The sequence below is a fragment of the Shewanella sp. QJM3NY_23 genome, assembly GCF_056173105.1.
The window spans coordinates 461721-481656 of the sequence record NZ_CM149657.1 but is presented as its reverse complement, the minus strand read 5'-3'; the positions used below and the strand labels follow the sequence as shown (position 1 = coordinate 481656).

At 49.0% G+C, this 19936-nt stretch carries 18 protein-coding genes; 13 read left to right on the top strand and 5 right to left on the bottom strand.

Annotated elements, in window-relative coordinates:
- The 10 genes from kdsC (at window position 1) to mgtE (ending at window position 7326) form a co-directional block, all read left to right on the top strand.
- Window positions 1–552 carry a 3-deoxy-manno-octulosonate-8-phosphatase KdsC gene (kdsC, locus tag AC0VXX_RS02285; protein ID WP_475515747.1) on the top strand — a complete coding sequence of 184 codons (552 nt, stop codon included), beginning with the start codon at window positions 1–3 and terminating at the stop codon, window positions 550–552.
- Window positions 549–1106 (top strand): LPS export ABC transporter periplasmic protein LptC, encoded by a 558-nt coding sequence (gene lptC / locus AC0VXX_RS02280; RefSeq protein WP_475515746.1) that lies wholly within the window; start codon window positions 549–551, stop codon window positions 1104–1106. Before kdsC ends, lptC begins: the two co-directional genes overlap by 4 nt.
- Complete coding sequence (gene lptA / locus AC0VXX_RS02275) at window positions 1093–1629, top strand: lipopolysaccharide transport periplasmic protein LptA (RefSeq protein WP_475515745.1); 537 nt, start codon at window positions 1093–1095, stop codon at window positions 1627–1629. Before lptC ends, lptA begins: the two co-directional genes overlap by 14 nt.
- Window positions 1629–2360: an LPS export ABC transporter ATP-binding protein gene (lptB, locus tag AC0VXX_RS02270; protein WP_475515744.1), complete on the top strand. Its 732-nt coding sequence runs from the start codon at window positions 1629–1631 to the stop codon at window positions 2358–2360. Before lptA ends, lptB begins: the two co-directional genes overlap by 1 nt.
- Window positions 2361–2489: 129 nt before the next feature.
- The gene (locus AC0VXX_RS02265) at window positions 2490–3974 is read left to right on the top strand and encodes an RNA polymerase factor sigma-54 (RefSeq protein ID WP_475515743.1); all 1485 of its coding nucleotides are present in this window, start codon (window positions 2490–2492) and stop codon (window positions 3972–3974) included.
- A gap of 30 nt (window positions 3975–4004) precedes the next feature.
- Window positions 4005–4292 carry a ribosome hibernation promoting factor gene (gene hpf / locus AC0VXX_RS02260; protein WP_475515742.1) on the top strand — a complete coding sequence of 96 codons (288 nt, stop codon included), beginning with the start codon at window positions 4005–4007 and terminating at the stop codon, window positions 4290–4292.
- Between the two features lie 2 nt (window positions 4293–4294).
- Window positions 4295–4738, top strand: a complete 444-nt coding sequence (ptsN, locus tag AC0VXX_RS02255; RefSeq protein ID WP_475515741.1) for a PTS IIA-like nitrogen regulatory protein PtsN — start codon at window positions 4295–4297, stop codon at window positions 4736–4738.
- On the top strand, window positions 4735–5589 hold the full coding sequence (rapZ, locus tag AC0VXX_RS02250; RefSeq protein ID WP_475515740.1) for an RNase adapter RapZ: 855 nt from the start codon (window positions 4735–4737) through the stop codon (window positions 5587–5589). The genes ptsN and rapZ overlap by 4 nt, the downstream gene beginning before the upstream one ends.
- Complete coding sequence (locus AC0VXX_RS02245) at window positions 5579–5851, top strand: HPr family phosphocarrier protein (RefSeq protein ID WP_475515739.1); 273 nt, start codon at window positions 5579–5581, stop codon at window positions 5849–5851. The genes rapZ and AC0VXX_RS02245 overlap by 11 nt, the downstream gene beginning before the upstream one ends.
- Before the next feature lie 107 nt (window positions 5852–5958).
- On the top strand, window positions 5959–7326 hold the full coding sequence (mgtE, locus tag AC0VXX_RS02240) for a magnesium transporter (protein ID WP_475515738.1): 1368 nt from the start codon (window positions 5959–5961) through the stop codon (window positions 7324–7326).
- A 56-nt stretch (window positions 7327–7382) separates the two neighbouring features.
- On the opposite strand, the gene AC0VXX_RS02235 is transcribed toward mgtE, so the two are convergent.
- Window positions 7383–8921, bottom strand: a complete 1539-nt coding sequence (locus AC0VXX_RS02235) for an FG-GAP repeat domain-containing protein (protein WP_475515737.1) — start codon at window positions 8919–8921, stop codon at window positions 7383–7385.
- A 365-nt stretch (window positions 8922–9286) separates the two neighbouring features.
- On the opposite strand from AC0VXX_RS02235, the gene rarD reads away from it, so the two are divergent.
- Complete coding sequence (rarD, locus tag AC0VXX_RS02230) at window positions 9287–10204, top strand: EamA family transporter RarD (RefSeq protein WP_475515736.1); 918 nt, start codon at window positions 9287–9289, stop codon at window positions 10202–10204.
- On the opposite strand, the gene AC0VXX_RS02225 is transcribed toward rarD, so the two are convergent.
- Window positions 10166–10768 carry a lipase family alpha/beta hydrolase gene (locus AC0VXX_RS02225; RefSeq protein ID WP_475515735.1) on the bottom strand — a complete coding sequence of 201 codons (603 nt, stop codon included), beginning with the start codon at window positions 10766–10768 and terminating at the stop codon, window positions 10166–10168. The two genes, rarD and AC0VXX_RS02225, sit on opposite strands and share 39 nt — an antisense overlap.
- A 117-nt stretch (window positions 10769–10885) precedes the next feature.
- On the opposite strand from AC0VXX_RS02225, the gene AC0VXX_RS02220 reads away from it, so the two are divergent.
- Window positions 10886–11893: a class I SAM-dependent rRNA methyltransferase gene (locus tag AC0VXX_RS02220; RefSeq protein ID WP_475515734.1), complete on the top strand. Its 1008-nt coding sequence runs from the start codon at window positions 10886–10888 to the stop codon at window positions 11891–11893.
- Window positions 11894–12129: 236 nt separating this feature from the next.
- On the opposite strand, the gene AC0VXX_RS02215 is transcribed toward AC0VXX_RS02220, so the two are convergent.
- The gene (locus AC0VXX_RS02215) at window positions 12130–12333 is read right to left on the bottom strand and encodes a hypothetical protein (RefSeq protein ID WP_475517073.1); all 204 of its coding nucleotides are present in this window, start codon (window positions 12331–12333) and stop codon (window positions 12130–12132) included.
- Between AC0VXX_RS02215 and AC0VXX_RS02210 the strand changes: the two genes are divergently transcribed.
- Window positions 12281–13450 carry an MFS transporter gene (locus AC0VXX_RS02210; protein ID WP_475515733.1) on the top strand — a complete coding sequence of 390 codons (1170 nt, stop codon included), beginning with the start codon at window positions 12281–12283 and terminating at the stop codon, window positions 13448–13450. The genes AC0VXX_RS02215 and AC0VXX_RS02210 overlap by 53 nt on opposite strands.
- Before the next feature lie 151 nt (window positions 13451–13601).
- Here the strand turns inward: AC0VXX_RS02210 and AC0VXX_RS02205 are convergent, their stop codons facing one another.
- Together AC0VXX_RS02205 and AC0VXX_RS02200 are read right to left on the bottom strand one after the other, a co-directional pair.
- On the bottom strand, window positions 13602–16004 hold the full coding sequence (locus AC0VXX_RS02205; RefSeq protein WP_475515732.1) for a zinc-dependent metalloprotease: 2403 nt from the start codon (window positions 16002–16004) through the stop codon (window positions 13602–13604).
- 84 nt (window positions 16005–16088) lie between these two features.
- On the bottom strand, window positions 16089–19784 hold the full coding sequence (locus tag AC0VXX_RS02200; RefSeq protein ID WP_475515731.1) for a response regulator: 3696 nt from the start codon (window positions 19782–19784) through the stop codon (window positions 16089–16091).
- Window positions 19785–19936: the final 152 nt, after the last annotated feature.

Below are 19936 nucleotides of genomic sequence, written 5' to 3'. Positions count from 1 at the left end.
ATGGCGCATCAAGGTTTTTACGGCCCTATCACTGATTCAGCCTGGCAAAAAGCTAAACAGATTAAACTACTGATTTGTGACGTAGACGGCGTGTTTTCTGACGGGCTGGTTTATATGAGTAACTCTGGCGACGAGCTAAAAACGTTCCATACTCGTGATGGCTATGGCGTTCGCTCGCTACTGACTAGCGATATTGCCGTGGCGATTATCACCGGACGTAAATCGAAAATTGTCGAAGACCGTATGACGGCCCTTGGCATTAGCCATATTTATCAAGGGGTCGACAACAAGCTCATCCCCTACCAAGAGCTTCTGGCACGCTATCAAGTCAGCCCACAACAGGTGGCCTATATTGGCGATGACATGGTCGACCTACCCGTAATGCAACAAGTCGGCTTGTCGGTGTGCGTCGCCGATGGTCACCCTTATGTTAAGCAGCATGCCGATATGGTCACCCATATTAATGGCGGCCATGGTGCGCTACGTGAATTAACCGACCTTATTTTGCTAAGCCAAGATAAGTTTGAATCGGCTCACGGTATGAGCATATGAATAGAGTCACCCTGGCGATTATCGCGTTTTTTGGTACCGCTTTAGTGCTCTATTGGCAGGTGCAGACTAAGCAAGGATCACAAGCGCTGTTGCTCGACGCGTCCGATCGTCCAGATTATGTGATTAACAACATCAATAGCGTGCAATACGACGAACAAGGCAAACTTAATAGCCGCGTCTCGGCTAGCCATATGGAACACTATGCCGAGCGTAATATGACCTATTTTACCCAGCCCATTTATCTGGTCTATCCCGATAACGGCGATGCTCAGTGGCGGTTGCGCTCGGCTCGGGGTACATTAGACAAAGACAGTGGCAAAGTCATCTTGGAAAATAATGTCATTATTGATGCCATTAGCCCTGAAGAGCCCATCCAAACCATAGAAACCAACTACATGGAATTGGACCTCAACACCATGATCATGACATCCGATCAAACCATTCGGATCACCGGTAACGATTTTTTGATTACCGGAAAAGGCTTATATGCCGACCTCAATGCACAAAAAGTACGACTGACGAGCCAGGTAGAAGGAACATATGAAACTAAATAATCTTATTCTTGCAGGCCTGTTAACCATGGTTAGCCTGCAGAGTGCGGCGAATGAAACCGACCTGCTGCAAGAGGTTAAGATTTCAGCCGCAAGCCAAGAAGCTGATATTAAAAATAATCAGATTATCTTCAATGGCCCAGTAGAGGTGACTCAAGGCTCCATTAAAATTTTAGCCGATGAATTACGCGCCTTTACCAAAGAAAATAGTAGTGGCAAAATCTTAGTGGCAAAGGGTAAGCCAGCCACTTATACACAGGTGATGGAAAATGGTCGTCCAGCGTCAGCCAGCGCCAATGAGATCCGCTATGAACTGTCGACCCGCACTCTAACCCTAATTGGTAATGCCACCCTCGAACAAGAAGGTAGCCAAGTCACAGGTAATCAAATTCGCTACAACATTGAGCAGCAACAGTTGATAGCCGAAAGTACGGGTAGCGATCGCGTTATCACCATCATTCAACCCGAAAGTTACCAAGACAACAGCAAAAGTCAGCCCCAAGAACAGCCCAAGCAGGAACAGTAATGACAGAGATGACGCTAAAAGCGGTTAACTTAGCCAAAAGCTATAAGAGCCGTGCCGTGGTACAAGATGTCAGCTTAACCGTGCGCACAGGGCAAATTGTCGGCTTGCTAGGCCCTAATGGCGCCGGTAAAACCACGACCTTTTATATGGTGGTTGGTCTGGTGCAAAGTGACAAGGGACGTATTTTTATTGATGATGACGATCTCACCCTAGATCCTATGCATTTGCGCGCTCGCAAAGGGATTGGCTATCTACCGCAAGAAGCCAGTATTTTCCGTAAATTATCGGTACGCAATAATATTATGGCGGTATTACAAACCCGACGCGAACTCAGTAACGATGCGCGCGAAGAGGAGTTGGAGCACCTGCTAGAAGAGTTTCATATCACCCACATCCGCGATAGTCAGGGGATGGCACTGTCCGGTGGTGAACGTCGACGCGTCGAAATCGCCCGAGCGTTAGCCGCCAACCCTAAGTTTATTTTGCTCGACGAACCCTTCGCCGGGGTCGACCCCATTTCGGTTATCGACATCAAAAAGATTATTGAGCAACTGAAAAATCGTGGCCTTGGGGTACTGATCACTGACCACAACGTACGGGAAACATTGGATGTGTGTGAGAAAGCCTATATTGTCAGCCACGGCAACTTGATTGCAGAAGGAACCCCCGCTGAGATCTTAGATAACCAACAAGTTCGAGCGGTGTACTTAGGGGAACAATTCAAGCTATAGTTAACGTTATTAGCGCTCAAGGTAAAGGCGAAACCGCTTTTACCTTATAAGTAGATCATTCGCCTTAGCGGTTTAATACCAGAGGCAGCTTTCTCACTTTAGAATTAGAAACAAGGGAATAGCAGTACGATGAAAGCGTCACTTCAGCTCAAAATGGGTCAGCATTTAACCATGACGCCCCAGTTGCAACAAGCTATTCGCTTGTTACAACTGTCGTCGTTGGAATTGCAGCAAGAGATCCAGCAAGCACTAGAGTCTAACCCTCTACTCGAGTTAGACGAGGAGCAAGAAGGCGCCAATATCGACTCAGAACAAGAGCGTAATGACAACTTCGACACCGATTACAATGAGCAACTGCAAGTCGACTCGAGTGAAGACAATTCGAGCTTAGAAACCTCCGATGCACTCAACCAAGACTCTATGCCCGATGAGCTGCCCGTCGACACTACATGGGATGAGGTCTATACCGCATCACCTAACTCCAGCTCTGGTGCGATGCGCGACGATGACATGCCATTTCAAGGGGAGACCAGCGAAGGCTTGTATGAACACCTCGAATGGCAAAAAAACCTCACTCCCTTTTCTGACAACGACCTCGCTATCGCCACCGCCATCATTGATGCCATAGACGAGCGTGGCTACTTGACGCAAACTTGCGACGATATTCTTGAAGCCATGGGCGATCCTGAAATCGAACTCGACGAAATTGAAGCGGTATTAAAGCGGGTACAACATTTCGATCCTATCGGGATTGGTGCCAGAGACCTCAGCGAATGCCTGATGATCCAACTGGCCCAATACAGCCCCGACACCCCGCATATCGACAACGCCAGACTCTTGATCCGTGATTACTTAGATCTTATCGCCGGGCGAGACTTTCGCCTATTGATGCGTAAGACCAAGCTGAAAGAGGATGAATTACGCGAGGCCATAGCGCTAATTCAAACCCTCAATCCGCGCCCGGGGCTGGCCATTACTGCCAGTCGCGACGAATACGTGATCCCCGATGTCACAGTTAGCAAGAAAAAAGGTCGCTGGGTGGTCGAGCTTAATCCCGATAGTATGCCTAAGATTAATGTAAACCAACATTATGCCTCGATGGCGCGCAGCACCAAAAACCAAGCCGATGGCCAGTTTATTCGTGGTCACCTGCAAGAAGCTAAATGGTTTCTAAAAAGTTTAGAGAGCCGCAACGATACCTTGCTCAAGGTTACCAACTGCATTGTCGATTTCCAGCAAGGATTTTTCGAGTTTGGTGAAGAAGCGATGAAACCTATGGTGCTTAATGATATTGCCGAGGCGGTCGAAATGCATGAATCGACCATCTCGCGGGTCACCACCCAAAAGTATATGCACACTCCAAGAGGGATTTTTGAGCTAAAATACTTTTTCTCCAGCCATGTCGGGACCGACGATGGTGGCGAATGCTCTTCTACTGCGATCCGCGCTTTTATTAAGAAGCTAGTCGCCGCAGAAAATCAGAAGAAACCCTTAAGTGACAGTAAGATGGCGCAACTGTTAGCCGAGCAAGGTATTCAAGTCGCTAGACGCACGATAGCAAAATATCGTGAAGCGATGTTGATACCGCCGTCAAATCAACGTAAAAGCTTATAATCAACAACTGGAAACCGGAGGAATCACTTTATGCAAATAAATCTGACTGGGCACCACATTGAGATCACCCAATCTCTGCGCAACTATGTTGAAGAAAAGTTTACAAAGCTTGAACGGCATTTCGATCAGATCAATAATGTCCACGTGATATTAAATGTCGAAAAATTGATGCAAAAAGTTGAAGCAAAGTTACATCTTAGTGGTGGAGAAGTATTTGCAACATCAGAGCACGCGGATATGTATGCCGCGATAGATTCCCTGATCGATAAATTAGATCGTCAGGTCATTAAACACAAAGAGAAGCTAACAAAACATTAACGATGGAACTTAGTACCATCCTGCGGCCGGAGTGCACAACCTGCGCCACTCCGGGCAGTAAGAAAAAGGTACTGGAACTTATCAGCGACTTGGCCGCTGTCCAGTACCCCACCCTTTCCTCTCAAGAGATTTTTGAAAGCCTTTTGGCGAGAGAGAAAATGGGCAGCACAGGTATAGGCAATGGTATCGCGATCCCTCACGGACGGCTGACGAATATTGAGAAGCCCGTCGCCGTATTGATAAAATGTGCAGAGCCAATTGCATTCGATGCAATTGATAATCAGCCGGTCGATATCCTCTTTGCATTATTGGTTCCCGCAGATCAATGCGAGCAACACCTTAGCACTCTCGCCGCGATGGCAGAGAAATTAAGTGATAAAGCTATCATCAAACAGCTAAGAAAAACCCACGACGAAGCAGAACTGTATCAGGTGATCACCCAATGAAATTGGTAATGGTATCTGGGCGCTCAGGCTCAGGAAAATCGGTAGTCCTTAGGGTACTGGAAGATCTGGGCTATTACTGTGTCGACAATCTGCCACTGCAGATGATGGACTCGCTGCTCAGTCAGCTTAAAGGTAGAAATGAACTTGTTGCGATAAGCGTCGATGTGCGCAACATGCCCAGCGAAGATATCCAGCTTGAAAAACAGCTAGCGAATCTTCCTAAAGATACCGAATTACTGAGTTTCTTTCTAAACTCTTCTGACGATGTGTTACTCAAACGCTACAGTGAAACCCGTAGATTACACCCGCTATCACGCTCAAAAGTTTCCCTTAAAGAGGCGATACAGCTTGAAGGCAAAATGCTCGAGCCTATCTCCAAGATGGTCGATCACTACATAGATACCTCGACGCTTAACATCTATGATTTAAGCGATAAGGTACGCGAGATCTTACTGGGAACAGTAGATAAAGAATTAGTGATTAACTTTGAGTCGTTTGGTTTTAAATATGGCATGCCAAGTGAAGCTGACTTTATGTTTGACGTGCGTTTTCTGCCCAATCCCCACTGGGAAACGGAGTTACGTCCGCTGACAGGTCTCGACCAACCAGTGCAGCAATTTTTAAGCCAACAGCCGCTAGTGAACAAGTTTATTTGGCAGATAGAGAATTTGCTCGAAACTTGGCTGCCGCACCTTGAACGCAATAACCGTAGCTACTTAACTATCGCCATTGGTTGTACTGGAGGCCAGCATAGATCTGTCTATGTTACCGACCAACTTGCTAAATTATTTAATAAAGGTAAACACAAGGTTCAAGCGCGCCACAGAGAGTTAAAGAAACATGAAGCTTGAGCGCCAGCTAACCATCTGCAACAAACTGGGACTGCATGCACGAGCTGCTACCAAATTGGCGGTATTAGCCGCTCAGTTTGATGCCCAAGTCACCTTAATTCAGGGTGATAAGCAAGCCTCTGCCGCCAGTGTGTTGGGGCTATTAATGCTAGAAACCGGCTTTGGTAAAACCATTACCATCACCAGTGAAGGCCAAGATGCTCAAGCGGCACTCGATGCCATTAGCGCACTGATTGACGCAAAATTCGAAGAAGCCGTATAATCGCCCCGCCTCGAGCCTAAACGGCTCATATCATTCTATAATTATCCCGAGTTCAGGTTACTTAACCAATAACCTATGTCGCCGCGCCATTTTTCCAAGGGGAAGTCATGCCGATCGAAGTGTTAGATAATGAAACTACAGATCAACGTTTACAGCAGCTGACGCAAGCCCTGAGCAGCGGTATGTTTGTCCATGTACGCAGTATGCTGCACGACATGGCGGCCTCGGATATCGCCTTTATTTTAGAGTCCTCTCCACCGCGTGCGCGGCAAGTATTATGGCAACTTATCGATCAAGCCCATACGGGTGAGATACTCGATGAACTCAGTGAAGAGCTCAAAGATCAATTTATTAGCCAGATGAGCCCTGAGCGCGTAGCAAAAGCGGCCGAAAATATGGATACCGACGACCTGGCCTACATATTGCGTAGCCTGCCAGACAGCGTATTCAATCAAGTACTGCAATCGATGCGCAGCCAAGATAGGGCGCGAGTCGAACAGGCTCTGTCATACCCAGAAGACACCGCCGGCAGCTTAATGAACACAGATACGGTCACCCTAAGGCCAGATGTGAATGTCGACGTGATCCTGCGTTACCTGCGTATTCGTGGTGAATTACCAGAAGCCACCGATACCTTATATGTGGTTGACAAACACGACAGCCTGCTTGGTGGCGTAGCGATCGCCGATCTGCTCACCTGCGATCCGAATGCATCGGTGCGCGACATCATGAACCAAGAACTCGAAGGGATCCCTGTGGGTATGCACGACAGTGAAGTCGCGCAGCTATTTGAACGCCACGACTGGGTATCGGCACCTGTGGTCGATGAAAAAACCAATAAACTGCTTGGGCGGATCACCATAGATGACGTTGTCGATGTGATCCGTGAAGATGCTGAGCATTCGATGATGGGGATGGCCGGAATGGATGATGAGACCGACACCTTCGGCCCGGTCCTTAAGAGTACCTTTCGGCGCTCACTCTGGCTGACGATTAATCTATTTGCCGCACTGTTAGCGGCGTCGGTGAGCAATATGTTTGAAGGCACCATAGAACAATTTGCCACCATTGCGGTATTAATGACCATAGTGCCCAGCATGGGCGGGGTGGCAGGTAACCAAACCTTAGCGCTGGTGATCCGTGGTATCGCGTTAGGACAGATAGGCCAAAGTAACTCACGTTGGTTAATTGGCAAGGAGTTAGCCATCGGATTTCTTAATGGTCTACTCTGGTCAATTTTGGTGTTTGCTGCCGTGTGGCTATGGAAAGGCGATGTCGCCCTAGGCGCCTTAATTGGCGGCGCAATGCTGATCAATATGACGGTGGCTGGATTTGCTGGCGCGACTATCCCGTTACTGCTTAAAAAGTTCAATGTTGACCCTGCGCTGGCGGGTGGCATGGTGCTGACGACGGTCACCGATGTAATAGGCTTATTTGCTTTTTTAGGCTTGGCCACTCTCTACTTACTGCACTAGCTTGTTAGGCACCGCTCGTGGTGTCATTAGCTTCTTTGCACAATGTTCAACCCTGGCTATTGCGCCATAATCACCATCAATTGCTGTTGCAGTGCCTGACTGTCTTCGCGGCCATATTTAATGATTAGCTCATCTTTCCCGTCATGATTAAGATCGCTCACGCTGAGCATCTCACCATCGCGGGGCAGCTGTAGTTTAAGAGTTTCATCGTTGCGATTAAACAGGCTGTCACCCGGCTCGCCTAAATACACCGTGAGTGCCTGCTCGCCACCAGAGAGCAAGAGATCTTGATAGCCATCGCCGTCAATATCGGCAAAAGTCACCACAGGTTGCCCCGTTTGCCCCGAAGTTAAACTAAAGCTTAACTCCACCTCTTTGGTAATATTAGGTTTACTGGCAAAGCGGCTATTAGCATCACTTTTAAATAAGTGTACATCTTGATCAATGCTTCCCGACACGAGCGCACCGATGATCTGCGACACACCAATATCGAAGCCCGACACCAGCACTTCATCAACCTTATCATTATCGATATCCACCAGCTCAAACCCAGTTAAGGTACCCTCGGCGCGGATCACACTGCTAGGCACCTTGGCATACTGCAGCTTGTCTTTTATTTTACTGCCTAGGTAAATTTCATAATCGTTAACCCGATCCAGCACTCCTGAACTCTTGGTATAGCGCACCACCATATCTGCCAGACCATCATGGTTAATGTCGCCCAAATGTTCGACCTTTCGATAGACTAAATTACTTTGATCAAGCGCCTCACCATAAGCATCACGTTTACTCCACCAATCTTGCCCGCTGATGGCTAAGCTCACAGGTAAGTAATTGGGTAAGGGTGTAAACAGGCCATCATCTTGCTGGTAATACACCTCAAATTCGCCCTCAGCTACCTTGACAATATCCTCGCGACCGTCAAGATTAAGATCGGCGAAATAGAGGCTAGCCTCGGTATACTTGGCACCATCAAAATACAACAGCATCTGCGGCTGGATAGGTAATATTTGAGTGATGTAGCGCTTATCGGCCTGCTGTATCAATAGTGCGCTCTGCTCAAAGCTGCTAATAATAAAGTCATCCAGCCCATCACGATTAAGATCGCGTACAAAGCGCCCACGGGAGATAAAATCGACTCGCGAGCTCAAGATCAGCGGATCGACCGTCATTAATGGCACAAATTCAACTTGGCTGTCACGCCACTGTAATCTCCATAAACGGTCGCTAGAGAGAAAGTACAGTGCTTGTATGGCATCGGGATTTTCTAGGTTATCAGGTGAGATATCGAACGCAAACAGCGCATTAGGTAGAGGTTGCTTTACCCGCTGACGATATTGTTTTACTTCAGTATCGAACGCATACACCCCCAGCCAGCGTTGATGCCTATCATCGACACCGATAGCGACTAACTCTTTACCTGGGTCTGGCAACAAGTTGACCGTTAGGATGGGATGGGTAATGCGAAACCCAACGTCTATATGGTGCGAGTACAATGATAGTCGGCTACTGATCGATGCGCCCTGCGCTGTAGACAGAGTAAGCAGCAATATCATGGCAAGTGACCATCGCAAACCGATTTGGGCTGTGTTCATGTAAAACTCGCTCCTTTCATTGCCTAATTATCAACTTAACTAATCTACCGACTCTCGGGCAAAAGAACAGCCAGGTTAACAGCTTGTTACAAATCAAAGCCGCAGCTCCCTGCCGCGAAGCATCTGCACAATAGCCAGACAACTAATCATAAGGAGCCAAGACTTGGTGTTCATCGCCTCATTAAACACAAGATGGGCTCACTCTTTCACGTTTTAGCACCTTAGTCTTAAACCGTGACTTGCTATCATGACACCATCAAAATAGTGACTCATATCACAGTTAATGTATAGCACCAATGCGAGAATCCGCCGCGTTAATGCTAGCCACTTTTTCACCACAAATAAGCTCAACACGTCGGAATATTATGCACAGCTCAACTCGCAACACATTTGAAGGCAACGCCTTGGCACTCGTCTCTTTTTTACTTTGGGGACTATTACCGCTTTACTATCAATACCTGCCTAATGCCGATATCAATGAGATGCTGGCCATTAGGCTACTCTTCTCGGTTCCCTTTATGGCATTAGTGTTTATCATGCTGCGCCGGCCTCTGCCATCAATGCGCCAGTTAATGGCTCATAAGCGTTCGCTTGCCTTGTGCGGCCTTGCATCGTTAATTATGTGTATCTCTTGGTACAGTTTTACTTGGGCCATCACCCATGGTCAGGTGCTCGCGGCCAGTTTAGGCTTTTTTATTAATCCGCTTTTCGCCATCGCCTTGGGCGTACTGTTTCTCGGCGATAAACTGTCACAAGCACAAAAGTGGGCGGTAATATTGGGGATTGCAGGCATCTGTTACATGGTATTTCACTATGGTGAGCTACCTTGGCTGGCATTATTGATGGGCGGTTTCTTTGCCCTTTACGGCCTGTGTAAAAAATTTATTCACTTTGACTCGCTCACCTCAGTCACTATCGAAGCGGCGCTATTGGCTCCCATTGCGGCAATCTACTTAATTTGGCTGATATTTACCGATCAAAGTAGTGCCTTGTCAGGCTCAACCACCCAACTACTGCTTTATATTGGTTCGGCGCCAGTCACTCTGCTGCCGCTTATCTTCTTTGCGCTCGCCATTCGAGCCACCAGTCTGTCGATGATTGGCTTAATGCAATATATCGAGCCAACCATGCACTTTCTGTTAGCCGTACTGGTCTTTAATGAACACTTTGATCAGGTGAAGGCGGTGAGCTTTGCCCTGATCTGGAGCGGATTAATCCTTTGTTCGCTAGAGGCTTTGCCGACACTACGTCGCCGTTTGTCCACCTTTAGACAGCAGAGCTAGCATGGCTATAATCTCATCGACCACCCGCTGGCTAAAGATCATTGATAGGTGCAATGGCACCTTAAAGACCTTGTTTATCGCCAGCGGCCAGTGAGAACTTCGGCTCGGCACTATGGTCAGATCCAGCGGCGTACGATAAGAATAGAGCGGCATATTGGCAATGGGTTGCTGCACTTCGTCGAGCAGCTTTAGCAACTCGCTATTAGGCCGCAACTGCCGCATCCCTTTAGAGGGATAAGGTAGAAAAGCCAAGTAGCTGCCTTGATGTGGTGATGAGATAGAAAATAACGCCTCGGTGCGCGCCGCGCCGCCAAGTATCTGCAGATAATAGCGGGCGACAATACCGCCCATACTAAAGCCCACCAGCACGATGTTATCGTCGGTGCCAAAACGCTGCTCAATTGCTTGTTTCAGTTGCTGCGCGGCGTGCTCTATGCCGTGACGGCCATCAAAGGGCGCCAGTGTGGGTGCAAAACACTCATGCCCTTGCGCCGTTAACTTATTACGCATCCAAGCCATCACATGGCCCGTGTTAAAAATGCCATGAATTAACACCACCTTCATTACTACCTCCTACGTCATAGCCTTGCCTTGACGATAAGATTATCGCCCGCTTATTCGCGATATTTGCTATCATTGCCGCTTTGCTCAAGCATACCATCGAATACGGATCCCCAAGCTATGTCAATCAACGATTTGTTAGCCAAGGCGCTACACCAACGAGCGCAGTTGATTGCTGACGCAAAAATCAATAATACCAATTGTTTTCGGGTATTTCATGGCACAGTCGAGGGCATTAATGGCCTCAATATCGACCGCTACGGCAATGCTTGGTTAATCCAAACGTTTCATCAAACCTTAAGCGATGATGAGCTCAATCAGATCCGCGCCGCCTTAAGCCAAATTGAACCGCTTGTGGTGATCTATAACGATCGCTCCAACAAAAACTCGCGTATTCTCAACCCGCTTGACGACACATTAGAAGCCTTTGCCAATACCGAACAACAGATGCAAGAAAACGGTATCCATTTCACCAGCAAGCTGCGTCACGAAGGACAAGATCCGCTACTGTTTCTCGATATGCGCGCCGGCCGTGAATATGTACAAGCCAATAGCCAAGATAAAACCGTATTAAACCTGTTTTCTTATACTTGCGGTATTGGTACTGCGGCCGCCGTTGGCGGCGCCAGCCGTGTAATGAATGTGGATTTCTCCTCGTTTGCCTTGGCCGCTGGACGTAAAAATGCCCAGCTCAATGGCGTTGAAGCGGTATGTGAGTTTGTACAAAGTGATGCCTTTCCGGCCATGCGTCAGCTCGCGGGGATGCCAGTGGGAGGACGACGTAATCAAAAGTTGCCTAACTACCCTAAATTACCTCAAACACAATTTGATTTAGTGTTTCTCGACCCACCAAGATTTGCCAAGAGCCCCTTTGGCACAGTGGATCTGATTAACGACTATCAAAGCCTGTTTAAACCGGCCATGCTGGCCACTAAAAGTGGTGGCACCATAGTGTGTTGTAATAATGTCGCTAAAGTCGACCGTCAAACTTGGTTCGATGCCCTAAGCCGCTGCGTCGAAAAACAGGGACGTAAGATCAGCCACGCCACTTGGTTAGCTTGCCACAGTGACTTCCCCTCTTTTGATGGCAACCACCCGCTAAAAATGGTGGCGCTGCAAATAGCATAAACCAACCTTTCCCTAAGCGGCTGGTTACCACAACAAGCCGCTTAAACCCTCACTTTAAGCCTTTTACTACCAACATCCACATCAAAACGAGTTTATTAACACTTTTTATCACCATCTACGGCGATATACAGCAAGTAAACCCCTCAAAATAAGCGTTAATAAATTAACAATAAAACATCATTAGATAGCAAAGTGCTTGACCTTTACGCTCAATAAACCTGCTCCAAACAGCAATTTTAAGTTAAATTTTCATCATTGATAAAAATTAACTTTACTTCGTCATCGAAGCGCCCTACATTCGCCGCCAAATTAAACAGTAACAAATAACCACCAACAACCATATTGGCATTCAAGTGGCTATTTATCACATTAAACTCGGAGGTTCTAATGGTAGAATGCGCTGCTAGCTGCAAATCGAACAATCCTGCAGCACCTGTCATTGGGCTGTCTTTTTTTGCTATAGCCTCGGGTTTTTTGATGAGCCTAATTCCACTGTCGCTAACGGCATTTGAACTGGATGTCGCTCTGGCCCCTTGGTTAGCCAGTGTGTTCTATCTCGGCCTGCTAATTGGTGCGACGAGTATTGAGCGCGTGGTGGCCAAAATTGGCCATCGCTTGGCTTTTATCCTGTTTCTGGGGTTATTGATCGCCAGTGTTATTACCCAGCTGTTGATCCCTAGCGCCGAGTTTTGGTTAGCGGCACGCTTTATTGCCGGTATCGCAGTCGCAGGCGTATTTGTGGTGGTCGAGTCATGGTTGTTAATGGCCAGCACGCCTAAGGCGCGAGCCAAACGCCTTGGCATATATATGACCTCGTTATATGGCGGTAGTGCCGTGGGACAATTAGCCATAGATCCACTAGGAACCACAGGCGCAGCGCCGTACCTGTTTGTTATCGCCTTGCTGTTTTTGGCTATTTTAGCGCCCTTGTTAATTACCTCTGGGCAGCCTGAGAGCCAACATCAGCAAAAGCTGCCATTAAAAGAGATAAAATCCTTGAGTCGTCCGGCCATGCTGGGCTGCTTAGCATCAGGCCTATTATTGGGCCCCATTTATGGCTTGATGCCTATGTATATAGCCAACCAACCTGAGCAGGCTGAACATACTGGCACCTTGATGGCCAGCATCATTTTAGGCGGTATGCTAGTACAGCCGTTGGTGAGCTATTTGTCGACGCGGATCGGTAAGAGCCTGTTGATGGCGATGTTTTGCCTTATCGGCGCGGCAGCTGTGCTCGGTATATTACAAGCAAGCAGCTTTGTGCCTTTGGTGATAAGTTACTTGGTGTTAGGCGCATGCAGCTTCGCGCTCTACCCAATTGCGATCACCTTAGCGTGCGATCTGTTACCTATGGCGAAAATCGTGTCGGCCACCGAAGTGATGTTACTGAGCTACAGTGTCGGCTCTGTGTTAGGCCCAATATTGGCGGCAAACTTGTCTGATGCGACCCATGGTGTGGTGTTTTACTTGGGTGGCTGTTTAATTACCACCTGTATTTATATGCTAATTAAAAGCATGGAAAACATTCGCACTGGTGATACCCCAATCGCGGGATAAGCCACAATTAACGGCTCGCCATCGACCCTAGATGATACCAGGAGATGGCGAGACTGTTTGCGCTTTTTCTCAGGCTTGATGGCGCGAAGATATATTGCGCCATCAGGGCCGAAAGCTTAGCACTACAACACTCCCTCATAGTAAGAGGCCCTTAAATGGGTGAGCCTGGCGGCAAGCTCAGCGGCTGCTTAATTAACCTCACCTTGGCATCTAACAACCCTTGCTCAACCCCTTGTCTGAGCCATTCAAAATGCGCGGCTTCAAAATCGCTGCTGCGTTTCACCTTACGGCTTAACTGCTTAAGTGCATATTGCAAACGATCATAGAGTAAGGCCTGCACCTCGGGCGCGGTCTGTTCGTTATGATAACTGGCTAATAGCTCATCAAAGACCACCGCATTGACGCGCATCCATACACCAAGATCAGCACCCGATGGGCTATCGCTATAGGCGGTCACGCCCAGTAATCGGTCGACCAAATTAATCACTGATAGCTGTTCTTTATCGGCCAAATAGGCCTGACTGACGCGATTAAGCCGCCAAGGCGACAACAAGGCTTGGGCCACATGGCGGCTCAGCACCTCGGCCATACCAATCGGATCAATCACTACCCCGTTAGCCCCTTGGAAACTCTCGCGCGTGGCGCGGTAATTGCCCGACTTAGGCACAAGCTGCTCTATCACCTCTGATGGTACGCGCAGTGCGTCCATGCTTAGGGTCTGTAACAGACTGTCTAAGGCTTCTTGTTGCAATGCGGGGGCTAAATAATGCCAGCTTTGACCCAGCTCAGAAGACCCATAGTGATAATCTGTGCCGCCAATAAACTTCGCTGCGGCGGTAATTTGATAACGGGTTAATAGGTAGATGGGGACAAAAGCATCGCGTAGCTCACCAAAGGGCTGCCCAGCTAACAAGGCCTGATGACAAAACTGCTCAATCGCCTTGCTACGCACCGCAGCAAGACGGTTAAGCTCGGCCACGGGATCGTTACCATTGTCCCATAAGCTGGCATAGGCATTGCTGGCGTTTTGGCCGCGTGAATCTGCTTCACCAATATAACGCAGCCCTTGGCGCTCGACATCGCTCATCAGCGCCGCCAACTTACTGGCCTGATTGGACTCACTATACTGGCCATAACCATAGGCTATGGTGTACCTGTCCCAGGGCCCTATTCCCTCACCGTAGGGCTGACTAATCTCAATGTTATCGCCATTGAGGGTGATCTTTGGATGGGGATAATCCATAACCGAGGCATTGTCGTTAGTCGATGCGGCAAAGTTATGGTCAAGCCCCAAGGTGTGGCCCACTTCATGGGCCGCTAACTGACGAATCCGGGCTAATGACAGCGCCATACTGGCTTCTTCTGCGCTGGCCCTATCAGGCCAACCGGCGGTGAGTCCGCGGGCAATCAGGTGATCTTGTCGCACCCGCTGGCTTCCCAGTGTGACATGCCCTTTGATGATTTCACCGGTACGCGGATCAGTAATGGCGCTGCCGTACGACCAACCACGCGTCGCGCGGTGCACCCATTGGATCACGTTGTAGCGTATATCTTGCGGATCGGCATCTTCTGGTAACAGCTCAACCTTAAAGCCATCAATAAAGCCCGCCTCGGTAAAGGCATCTTGCCACCAACGCGCCCCATCGAGTAACGCCGAGCGAATAGGCTCTGGCACACCAGGGTCGAGATAATAGGTGATGGGTTTAACCACTTCCGATGGGGCATCACCGGGGATCTTTTTCTCTAGGCGGTGGCGTAACAGATGACGCTTGACGATATCTCTATCGACATCGGCCGCATAGTCGAGATAAGCATCTGACAAATAACCGCTCATCGGATGATAAGCTCGTGGGCGATAGTCGTTGTCTGGTAAGGCGACAAACGAGTAACGCAAACGAATAGACAGGTGGTGCGCATCGGGTGTCACCTTTGCCACTTGGCTGCCCGCTTTGGCGCCAGTAAAGGTGAGTAACACATCGACATCACTATTTTGCTCAAACGACTTCACCCCTTGGGGTAACACCAGTGATTTGCCAGTGTCCAGGCGATAATCCCCCTGCTGCGTCTCTTTAAGGGTGCTGCTAATGCCGTGCAGATCGCTTAACAGCAGCTCGCTTACCGCCACCAAAGGACGCTTACCAGGTACTACTTTGCCGCGCCACAGCACCGACTCGGCAAAGGCTTCGTTAACCGCGCGCACCTCCGCTTGATCCTCGGTCTCAGCGCGGTAATCGGTGTTGAGCTGCTTTAAAATCAAATAAGGGCCATGGCGCTCAAACTGCACCATGCGCGTAGCACCCAGTTGGCCGCGATCTAGCCCTATTTCATTGGAGCCGACACCATGGGGCAAACTGGTGATGAGTAAAAAGGGCTGCTCGAGTCGGTTAGCTTCGAGATAGAGTTCGCCAGAATCTTGCTCATAGTAGAAATTAATAAAGCCATTAGCCGCCTGACTCTGTTTGATCAGGTTGGCGCTGTTATCCGTTGCAGCCATGACATTGACCGCTGGCGCTAGAGCCAATACCACGGCCAGCGCTAATGTTGAGGGCTTCATTTTATCTCCTGTTATTGGCGTACTGGCAAAGTACGCTTCTCCATTATGGGTTTCCGCTGGGTTAACAAGCTGCCGTTAACGGCACTACTGCGGTTGATTGATCCAATGGGCTAAGGTGTCGAACAACTCATTAAGCACGATGGGCTTAGTAATATGCGCGTTCATACCTGCCGCTAAGCTTTTTTCGCGATCGCCCGACATCGCATGGGCGGTCATGGCGATAATAGGTAACTGCTGCGCCGAATAACGCTCGCGTAGCAACTTAGTGGCAGTTAACCCATCCATCACTGGCATCTGAATGTCCATCAGCACCGCATCATAACGGCGCTGCTCAACCCGTTCTATCGCCAGCTGACCATTTTCGGCCACATCCACTTCATAACCCGCACTCTTCAGCAGTTCTGTCGCCACCTGCTGGTTTATAAAGTTATCTTCAACCAGAAGGATCACCCCAGAGGCTTGATTATTGCCCAGTTTAGGAGGCTCAGGCAGCGGAGCTAATTTAGGCTGGTCGATGAAGGCACCGATGATCTCATCGAACAATGCCGATGCCTTAAACGGCTTTTGCAGCATGGCGTAAATCTTAAGTTCATCCAAATCCTCTTTTAATGGATCTGAGGCATAAGCGGTCATCATGATGATCACCGGCCGTTTAGGCAATCGGCCATCGGCGACCATGATGTCGAGTTCTCTGACCACTTCCACGCCGTCCATTTCGGGCATCATCCAATCCACTAGCAGCAGATCGACAGGATCACGCTCGAGCTTATACAAGGCCTCGGCGCCGCTAGAGGCGGTCTCAACGCTAAAGTGGAAATCACGCAGGGCGCTGGAATAGATCTGTAACGCCGTTGGGTTGTCATCGACCACCAAGGTTTTTAAATTCCCCAGCACCTCTGGCACCACCAAAGGCTTAACCTCCGCCTCGGCGGCGATCTCGAAGCTGATGGTAAAGCTAAAGGTACTGCCTACACCAAGCTCACTTTGCACCTGCATAGTGCCGCCCATCATAGAGACTAAATGCTTGCTGATGGATAAGCCTAATCCGGTGCCACCATATTTACGCGTGGTCGAGCCATCGGCCTGTGCAAAGGCATCAAACAGGCTCTCTTGCTGCTCTTTGCTGATGCCGATACCGGTATCGCGCACCCAAAACTTAAGGGTGATACGGTGATCGCGCTCGCCCACATCTTCGCACCCCAGTTCAATTTCACCGCTTTGGGTAAATTTAACCGCATTGCTGAGCATGTTCACCAGCACCTGCCCTAGGCGCAGCGGATCGCCTTCTAAGATGAGGCCCGCGGTGACTGGGGCGTATAGCAGCAGTTCGACCCCTTTTTCTTGGGCATTGAGCGCATTGAGATCCAGTGCATGATCCAGCACCTTATCCAGCGGGAAGGCGACCTTTTCTAACTCAAGTTTACCGGCCTCAATCTTAGAGAAATCGAGAATATCGTTGATGATCCGCAGTAAGGATTGCGCCGAGAAACTGGCTTTATCGAGATAATCGGCCTGCTGTGGTGTCAATGAGGTGCGGCTCGCCAATTGCAGCATGCCGATAATGGCATTCATGGGCGTGCGGATCTCGTGGCTCATATTGGCCAAAAACTCACTCTTGTACAGGTTGGCCGATTCAGCATCTTGCTTAGCTTCAAGCAGCGCCACCTCGTTACTCTTATGACGAGTAATGTCTTTGTGTGTGCCCACCATCCGCTTGGGTTGGTTGTCGCTAGTGAATTCCACTACCCGACCTCGGCTTAGCACCCAGTGATACATGCCGCTCTTACCGCGCATTCTAAACTCAATATCGTAGGCGCCAACCGGATTGGCTAAGTACTCATTACGATACTCTTCGACGCGGATGCGATCGTCAGGGTGGATCAGCTCGTCAATGGTCGACACTAAAGCGGGAAACTCATTGGTTTCATAACCTAACATCGAATAGTAAGCCGGATTACAGATGATCTGCTCCGAGTCCAAATACCAATCCCATAGACCATCTTCTACCGCATCCATCGCCAGATGATAACGCTCTTCAGATAAGCGCAGCTGCTCTGCCGATTCATATTCGCGTGTCACATCGCGCCATACGGCAATCAACCCCAGCAGCTCACCACGGCGGTTGTAAAAGGGGATCTTAAGGGTATCGAGCAGTACCGGCTTACCCGCCAGCTCGACTTTTTCTTGATAACGCAGCGGCGTACGGTCCGACAGCACCCGTTCATCTTCGGCCCGAATACGAATGGACTGCTCACTTGAGGTCATTGCCTGCGAGTCTTGGCCTATCATCTCACTTTCGGTATAGCCTAGCATCCGCTCGGCAGACTTGTTACAGCCAAGGTACTTGCCTTCTTTGTCTTTAAAGACAATCGCTTCGGGGATCGAATCTAGCAAGGATCGCAGTAAAGCGTACTCGCGCTCGCGCCGCTCTGTGGTCTCTTTCAATCGCGCTGTGCGCCGCGCCACCAAGTTATCGAGACGGCGATTTTGCTCCGCTAGGTGGCGAGTATATTGTTGGTTCTCTTCAAAAATACGGCTCACCAACTGGAACCAAGGCTCCCAGCCTGGAGTGATCTTCTCTGGCGGCTTGCGCGGCTCTTGAGAGCAGCCTTCGAGATGGCTTAATAAACGTGATGCGGGATTAACAAACGAGCGGCGAGTCTGCCAATGCACTATGGTCACCAGCACCGACAAGGCGATCACCACCAACAAAAACGTCAGCTCTAACTTTTCCCACGAATCTTTAAACAGCTCGTTTTGATCTTGCAGGTACAATAAGCGCCACGGCGCATTTTGCAGTGCCACCGAGTGGATATAATACCCATTACGCATAATACCATCATGGGCGTCAAACAGCTCAGATTCTGGCACCGAATGCAGCGCCGAGGGGATCTTCTGGCTGATGTGATATACCCGGTTGATATCGTCGGTATTAATACCACTATGCGACAAAATATTGTTTTGCTGATCGAGTAAAATTACCGTGCCCGGCATCTTAAAATAGAGGCGGATCTGTTTGTCGAGCGATGACAGAGTCATGTCTAAGTTGATTGAACCGATAAACTCATCTTCGAGGTACACCGGCACCCCAACTGTGGTTAATAATCCCTTGCCGTTGGTCTCGACATAGCCTGGGCTCCATGCCACACTGCGCTGAGGGTTCATTGCAGGCGTAACCAGCTGAAACTGTTGCTTATTTAATAATTCATCTCGAAAGCGCAGCTCATCAGAAGGCCAAGGGTAATAGGACATCATTCGATGCTTAGAGATGTAATATACTGAGGATGCTTTGGGGGCGGCTTCGGTCGCCACCGGGAATGACAAGGATAGCTCAAACAACATTTCGAGCTCTTGATAAAACTTATCGCTGCGGCCATCGAGCGAGCCCGCGCCAGTAATACGCCCCATATTGGTAAATGGCTTACCGCTTTTAGCATAACTGGGCTCTAGGGTAAAAAATTGGCCACTTTCGTTAAACTTTTCATATTGAGGTAGCCGCTCGGTACGCACCAGCTCACCGAGCTTCAGATGATCGACCGCGACATTTCTCAGACTCTTTACCGCCCGAATACTCGACTCTAACAGCAGGTCGATTTGCAGCACATGGCGCTCGACTAACTCTTCGCGCTGGGTCATCATCTGGGTCTTTTGCCGCTCAAAGAACACCCACGCCGTCAGCAACGCCATAATAATCACACCTATGTAGGTGTAAAACACAGCGCGATTATAATTTTTCTGGATCGGCGACTTCAGCTGTAAGTCGGGTTCTGTCGGTTTCATCGATTACCTTTAAGAACAAACGCATGCCATCATGATACGCAATGATGACACTGAATATTGCCCCTATAATATCAGGAACCTAAGCCATTGTAATATCAAACTGGTCTAGGAATGCCAAAGTCTATATCGTTAGTTATTTCAATTAATTAACT

Coding starts and splice junctions, on each gene's coding strand:
- kdsC (WP_475515747.1), top strand. CDS start 1: ATGGCGCATCAAGGTTTTTACGGCCCTATCACTGATTCAGCCTGGCAA.
- lptC (WP_475515746.1), top strand. CDS start 549: ATGAATAGAGTCACCCTGGCGATTATCGCGTTTTTTGGTACCGCTTTA.
- lptA (WP_475515745.1), top strand. CDS start 1,093: ATGAAACTAAATAATCTTATTCTTGCAGGCCTGTTAACCATGGTTAGC.
- lptB (WP_475515744.1), top strand. CDS start 1,629: ATGACAGAGATGACGCTAAAAGCGGTTAACTTAGCCAAAAGCTATAAG.
- AC0VXX_RS02265 (WP_475515743.1), top strand. CDS start 2,490: ATGAAAGCGTCACTTCAGCTCAAAATGGGTCAGCATTTAACCATGACG.
- hpf (WP_475515742.1), top strand. CDS start 4,005: ATGCAAATAAATCTGACTGGGCACCACATTGAGATCACCCAATCTCTG.
- ptsN (WP_475515741.1), top strand. CDS start 4,295: ATGGAACTTAGTACCATCCTGCGGCCGGAGTGCACAACCTGCGCCACT.
- rapZ (WP_475515740.1), top strand. CDS start 4,735: ATGAAATTGGTAATGGTATCTGGGCGCTCAGGCTCAGGAAAATCGGTA.
- AC0VXX_RS02245 (WP_475515739.1), top strand. CDS start 5,579: ATGAAGCTTGAGCGCCAGCTAACCATCTGCAACAAACTGGGACTGCAT.
- mgtE (WP_475515738.1), top strand. CDS start 5,959: ATGCCGATCGAAGTGTTAGATAATGAAACTACAGATCAACGTTTACAG.
- AC0VXX_RS02235 (WP_475515737.1), bottom strand. CDS start 8,921: ATGAACACAGCCCAAATCGGTTTGCGATGGTCACTTGCCATGATATTG.
- rarD (WP_475515736.1), top strand. CDS start 9,287: ATGCACAGCTCAACTCGCAACACATTTGAAGGCAACGCCTTGGCACTC.
- AC0VXX_RS02225 (WP_475515735.1), bottom strand. CDS start 10,768: ATGAAGGTGGTGTTAATTCATGGCATTTTTAACACGGGCCATGTGATG.
- AC0VXX_RS02220 (WP_475515734.1), top strand. CDS start 10,886: ATGTCAATCAACGATTTGTTAGCCAAGGCGCTACACCAACGAGCGCAG.
- AC0VXX_RS02210 (WP_475515733.1), top strand. CDS start 12,281: ATGGTAGAATGCGCTGCTAGCTGCAAATCGAACAATCCTGCAGCACCT.
- AC0VXX_RS02215 (WP_475517073.1), bottom strand. CDS start 12,333: ATGACAGGTGCTGCAGGATTGTTCGATTTGCAGCTAGCAGCGCATTCT.
- AC0VXX_RS02205 (WP_475515732.1), bottom strand. CDS start 16,004: ATGAAGCCCTCAACATTAGCGCTGGCCGTGGTATTGGCTCTAGCGCCA.
- AC0VXX_RS02200 (WP_475515731.1), bottom strand. CDS start 19,784: ATGAAACCGACAGAACCCGACTTACAGCTGAAGTCGCCGATCCAGAAA.